4 protein-coding genes and 1 pseudogene are annotated in these 5,535 nt (G+C 54.9%); 1 reads left to right on the top strand and 4 read right to left on the bottom strand.

Features of this window, described 5'->3' with window-relative positions; all coding sequences use genetic code 11:
• Positions 1 to 184 precede the first annotated feature (184 nt).
• The 4 genes from L692_RS0115540 to L692_RS0115525 form a co-directional block, all read right to left on the bottom strand.
• A complete protein-coding gene (locus L692_RS0115540) occupies positions 185 to 2,098 on the bottom strand; it encodes a transglycosylase domain-containing protein (RefSeq protein WP_084463220.1) in 1,914 nt (637 codons plus the stop codon).
• Complete coding sequence (locus tag L692_RS0115535) at positions 2,095 to 2,721, bottom strand: hypothetical protein (RefSeq protein ID WP_156940458.1); 627 nt, start codon at positions 2,719 to 2,721, stop codon at positions 2,095 to 2,097. Before L692_RS0115535 ends, L692_RS0115540 begins: the two co-directional genes overlap by 4 nt.
• An 85-nt stretch (positions 2,722 to 2,806) precedes the next feature.
• Positions 2,807 to 3,946, bottom strand: a complete 1,140-nt coding sequence (locus tag L692_RS0115530) for a sensor histidine kinase (protein WP_025701068.1) — start codon at positions 3,944 to 3,946, stop codon at positions 2,807 to 2,809.
• A 23-nt stretch (positions 3,947 to 3,969) separates the two neighbouring features.
• Positions 3,970 to 4,686: a response regulator transcription factor gene (locus L692_RS0115525; protein WP_376717970.1), complete on the bottom strand. Its 717-nt coding sequence runs from the start codon at positions 4,684 to 4,686 to the stop codon at positions 3,970 to 3,972.
• 148 nt (positions 4,687 to 4,834) lie between these two features.
• Here L692_RS0115525 and L692_RS0115520 point away from each other — a divergent pair.
• Positions 4,835 to 5,535, top strand: a pseudogene (locus L692_RS0115520) (molybdopterin-dependent oxidoreductase); the annotation flags it as partial.

The following is a 5,535-nucleotide window of genomic DNA, read 5'->3' as shown; positions in this document are numbered from 1 at the left end:
CCCCCTGCGCCTCCCTGCCGCTTCTCGGGCTGCTCGCCCTGCTGCTTCCGGGAGACGACAAGCTGGAGAAATGGGCCGCAGAGTAACCGGTGAGTTTCGGATCTGATCCGGCACAGAGTGGCTTACTGCTCTGTATTGCCGGGAAGGTCAGCGTCACCGTGCAGGGGATGAGCACCTTCCCTGCCTATCGCCGCGCCTGCCGCAAGGCCGACTCCATGACCCTGGAAAATAGTGCGGCGGCGGTTCCGCTGCCTGCAGTGATGTAGTGATTCCGATCGGTTCGGTCAAATCCCATCCACACGGCTGCCGTCCATTCCGGCGTGTACCCGACAAACCAGATGTCGCGGTTCGCCTTGGGGTCGGTTCCCGGAAGCCCCAACTCCGTCGTGCCGGTCTTTCCGGCGACCGGGCGGCTCATTTGCGCTCTTATGCCTGTGCCTTCCTGAACGGCGTCCCGCAGCATTGCGGTCATTTCTCCGGCGGTTCGAGTCGAAATCGCCCTGGATTCCTCCGGGACATGCTTATACACCACAGTACCGTGACGGTCCGTGATTTGGCGGACGGTATGCGCTTCCCGGTAAATGCCGCCGCTTGCGAACACACTATAGGCTTGGGCCAGCTTCAGCGGAGACACTCCCTTATGCAATCCGCCAAGCGCTACAGAAAGGTTGTTATCCTCATCAGTTAGCTTAATGCCAAGCCTGGAGGCGAATTGACGGGCATAATCAAGGCCCGTCTCTCTCAGAAGCCATACTGCCGGAGCGTTAACGGACTTTCGAAGCGCCTCTCTCATCGGCAATTGTCCGGCGTAGACCTTGTTTATATTCTGCGGACGATAACTTCCATAAGCGTATGGACGGTCAGGCAGCAGGCTGTCAGGCGTGAACCGCCCGCTCTCCAATGCGGGTCCGTAAGCGATTATCGGCTTAAAGGCTGAACCGGGCTGGCGGGCGTCAAGCACGGCCCGGTTCAGTCCCCCTGTGCGGGGAGTGCGTCCGCCCATCATGGCGACAATCTCGCCGCTGTGATGGTTGATAATGACCATAGCGGCCTCCGCCTTGCGGCTCTTGACGTCCGGCGGGAAAGCCTCCTTCCGCGAAAAAGCCTGTTCCATTGCTGATTGCGCTCCCCGGCTCATCGCCGTCTCAATGGTATACCCGCCCTTTCGAAGCTCATTCTCCGGTATGCCGGTGGCCCGGGACGCTTCGCGGAGGGATGCATCCATATAGGAGAAGGCCGACGGTCCGTATCCGGCTTCTTCGAGCGGGTTATACTTGCGGGCGGCAGCTTCCTTCATTTCGCGGTCTGTGATGAGGCCGTCGCGCCGCATGACGTCAAGAACAATGCTGCGCCGATCCAGCGAACGCCCGGGATGATCCACCGGATTATAAATGGAAGGCCCTTTGGGAATTCCGGCCAAAATTGCAATCTGCCAAATCTCCAGCCGTTTCAGATCAGTGACACCGAAATAGCGCTCTGCCGCAGATTTGACGCCATACATTCCTCTTCCCATATAGATTTCATTCAAATAAAGCTCCAGAATTTCATTCTTGGACAGCTGCCTTTCCAGAGCGACGGCAATTGAGGCTTCACTAAGCTTGCGCCATATCGTTCTGTCCCTGTTCAGGTAGACACTGCGGGCAAGCTGCTGCGTAATGCTGCTCCCTCCTTCGGAAAGTCTCATCGAAGCCAAATTGTTCACACACGCACGCAAAATTCCCTTGTAATCAAGACCAGCATGGTCATAGAAACGCCTATCCTCAACAGCAATGAACGCTTGAATCAAAAGTTCTGGCATTTCTTGCAGCTTGGCCGTTTGTCTGTAACCGGAGCCGGGCAGGGAAAACCGGCCCATGAGCGTGCCGTCCGAAGCCGTGATGACACTGGATTCAGGAAGAATCAGAAGATCGGAATGATGATGAACAGTATATCTTCCGTAAGCGAACATATACGCAAGAACCATCAGCCCGAGCATCACAGCAAGCACTCCCGCGTCAAACAATCTGCACAGAAGGCGAAGAACTCCGATGCGCGAGCGCTGAACTTCATAGCTGTGGGGATACAGGCATTCTCCGCAAGCGGGCAATAGGCTCTTCATGAGGCAACCAGGCTTTCAAGCGAGCGCTCCATGTGCTGCAATTCCGCTTGAGCCGACTCCAGATAAGCATATAGAGCGCTTTCCCTGTCCGAAATTTCCGCTTCCGCCGCCGACAGCTCCCGGATAATTCTTCTCGTTCTCAGGACGAGAGCGAGTGCCTCCCCGCCATCCACACGTTCAGTCGGCCCGGAAAGCGCAGGCGAGTATGAACCATGGGCTTCGGGCAGATCACCCGATCCGTTTCTGCCGATTCGCTGCAAGTTGGCCGCCAGCTCCGCCAGTTCTCCTCCCGAGCGTACAGCGACTTCCGGAACAAGGCCGCCTTCCGCCAGTTCACGCGATGCCCGCAAGAGCGTCTTCATATCGCCGGCCAGTATTCCGGAACGGAGTACATACAATAGCCCGAAGCCTGTTAAATACAAAATGACGGAGAACGGGGCTCGCCCCACGGTATTGATTGCCCCGTTCGACAGTCGGATAAACAGAGCAGCCGATTCCGGCGAATACCAGCTATAGAGCAAGGCGCAAATCCGCCGGACGGCTAGTAACAGAGCACCGCTCAACAGAGCGCACCCGCATGTAATGTACAAATAACCAAGTCGTAGCGTATACCTTCTTTTCATGCCGCTTCCTCCCCTTATTCGTTCAATTGCCGATTCACAGAAAGAAGGATAGCAGGCAAATCTTAAGAAACGCGAGCGTCTTTTCTTAAGATTTTCTTAACATTGGATCAGCCCTCCCTTTCTCGGATAAAGGAAAGCGAGTGATGAAATCGGTCCGGCTCATGTCGCTCTGCGCATAGATAACCCCGTTGTGGCGCTCAATAATTCCTTTGGCGATAGCCAGGCCCAGCCCGGCCCCGCCGGTATGCTGTGAACGCGAACGCTCCGCCCGGTAGAAGCGCTCGAAAATATGGGGCAGATCGCTCTCTGCGATCCGCTCGCCGAAATTACGGATTCTCACTACCGCAGCATCATCCTCCCGGCTAAGTCCGATTTCCACTTTCTTGCCTTCTTTTCCATAACGAATCGCATTCGTAATCAAATTCTCGTAGGCCCGGACCAATTCATGGGGAGACGCCATAATCCACAGTTCACCCGTATCCTCCTCGATGTGATAAGTCATGCCCGCCTGCTCCAGCGCAGGGACTGATTCCTCCGCCAGTTGACGCATGAACGCCTTTAAATCAAGCTGTTGCAGCGCCAGCGTCAGTCCCCCGCCGCTCACACGGGTATATTCGAACAAGTCGTCAATCAGCTTTTGCAGCACCCGGGCTTTCTGGTAGGCAATACTTACGTAATAACGCAGCTCGGCTTCTTCCCGGCAGCGATCATGCTCAATATATTCCAGAAATCCGAGGATGGAGGTAAGCGGAGTCCGAAGATCATGAGACACACCCGAAATCAGGTCGTTCTTCGCCTGTTCCGCCTTGCGCTCTTCTTCCAGAGATCGCTGTAGACGCTTGGCCATTTCATTGATATTTTGCGCCAGCACTCCCAATTCGTCTCCGGTGCGAACCTCGATTCGATACGTCATCCCCACGCCGGTCATCTGCTGAATGCCCTGAGTGATTTCTTCCAGGTATACGACGATTTTGCGCGTATAAACAAAGAAAAATAACAAGAAGCTGGCGATTCCCACCATCATTAGCAGAGGAACGGACCCAATATGATTGATGATCCACTGGAGTATCCGGCGGTACGGAGCATTCGGGGGACCGGAGTTCGAATAGACCATCGAGTTCACCAACTGATAGCAGACTGTCAGCAGCCCCGCCGCCGTCGCACTGCTGAGTACAAAAGCCAGGATAAACCTCCACCGGATTGTCAGGATGATTTTGCCGTTCATGAGGATGCCCTCCTTTCGTCTCTCTAGGATGGACCATCCAGCTTATAACCGATTCCCCAAACCGTTTGAATATAGCGCGGGCGCTTCGGATTCAGCTCGATTTTCTCCCGAATATTGCGAATATGTACCATGACCGTGTTCCCTCCGTCCAGAAAAGGCTCGTTCCACAGACTGCGATAAATCTGCTCCATGCTCAACACTTGACCCTGACTCCGGGCCAGCAGCTCCAGAATGGCGAACTCCCGGGGAGTCAGCTTAACTCTGCGCCCTTCCACACTGACCTCATGCTTCGCGGTGTCGATACATAAATCCTCGAACTGAAGCTCATGCTCGCTCCGGTGGGCAGTGGACTCCCGGTTCCACTTATGATAACGTCGAAGCTGGGATTTGACCCGGGCTACAAGCTCCAGCGGATTAAACGGCTTGCCGACATAATCGTCCGCGCCCAGGCTAAGACCTGTGATCTTATCCATGTCGGTATTTTTGGCGGACAGCATAATTATCGGCATATTCCGGGCCTCGCGAATTTTCAGGCATGCCGCAATCCCGTCCATATGGGGCATCATGACATCCAGAATAATCAGATCCACCTCCTCCTGCTCCAGCCATTTCAGGGCCTCCATACCGTTGTAGGCTTTAAACAGCCGATAACCCTCATTGTTTAAATAAATTTCCAGCAACTCCACAATTTCCTTCTCGTCATCTACCAGCAATATCGTCTCCTGCCTCACAGCATGCATCCTCCTCTTGTCCCTCGTAAGCACCTCCTTAAATTCTATCAGATAAATTCCTGTTTTTTACTCTATGCGGGAGTTATTCAACCTCCGTTTTTTGCGTTACAATTAATTAAAACTTGAAATATCCCTGTACATGGGGACGGGAGGAAGCATGATGCTGAAAAAATCGCTGACGCTCATCCGAAGAGGCTACGGGAAAAAGCTGGTCTCCATTCACGCATGGAACGCCTGGCTGGTCCTGTTCCTGGCTGTAAGCGGTTTGATGCTGCTGGGCGCATTTTGGCGGGAATGGCTGGGCGAAGGCCGAGTTTGGCTGAAATGGGGACATATCGCAGGCGGGCTGGCCCTGCTTGTTCCGGTTGTCTATTATCTGCTGCTGGCGGCCAAGCATTGGAAACGGCTAAAGGGGAAACCCTCGCAAAAAGCCAATGTCATCACGGTACTAACGCTGCTGTTCGGCTGGATGGTATCGGGGATTGTGCTGTGGCAGTATAAAGCCTTCGGTCCACGGGCGGCCAATGCCGCGCTGCTGGCGCATGACCTCTTCACCTGGATCGGGCTGCCGATTATTATATACCATTCGATCACCCGCACCCGCTGGCTGAAGGAGCCGGACAAACGGTCGATTCGGCCGGAGCAAGAGATTCTGGATGCGGCAGCTTCCAATAGAGCTGAAAAAACTCCCCCTCGTCCCCAGCCTGTGTATACGCGGCGCGGATTTCTTAAGGCTGCCGTCGGCGCAGGGCTGGCCGTTACGCTCGGGCCAACTTTTGTCCGCTGGATGAGCTGGTCGCTGCAACTGCCTGCGGGGGGAGAACCGCCCGGGGCTAATGCCAACCGCCTGCTGCCCGA

This window comes from Paenibacillus forsythiae T98, assembly GCF_000520735.1.
In the GTDB taxonomy this organism is placed as follows: Bacteria; Bacillota; Bacilli; order Paenibacillales; family Paenibacillaceae; genus Paenibacillus_AQ; species Paenibacillus_AQ forsythiae.
This window is presented reverse-complemented; position numbering and strand designations above follow the sequence as displayed.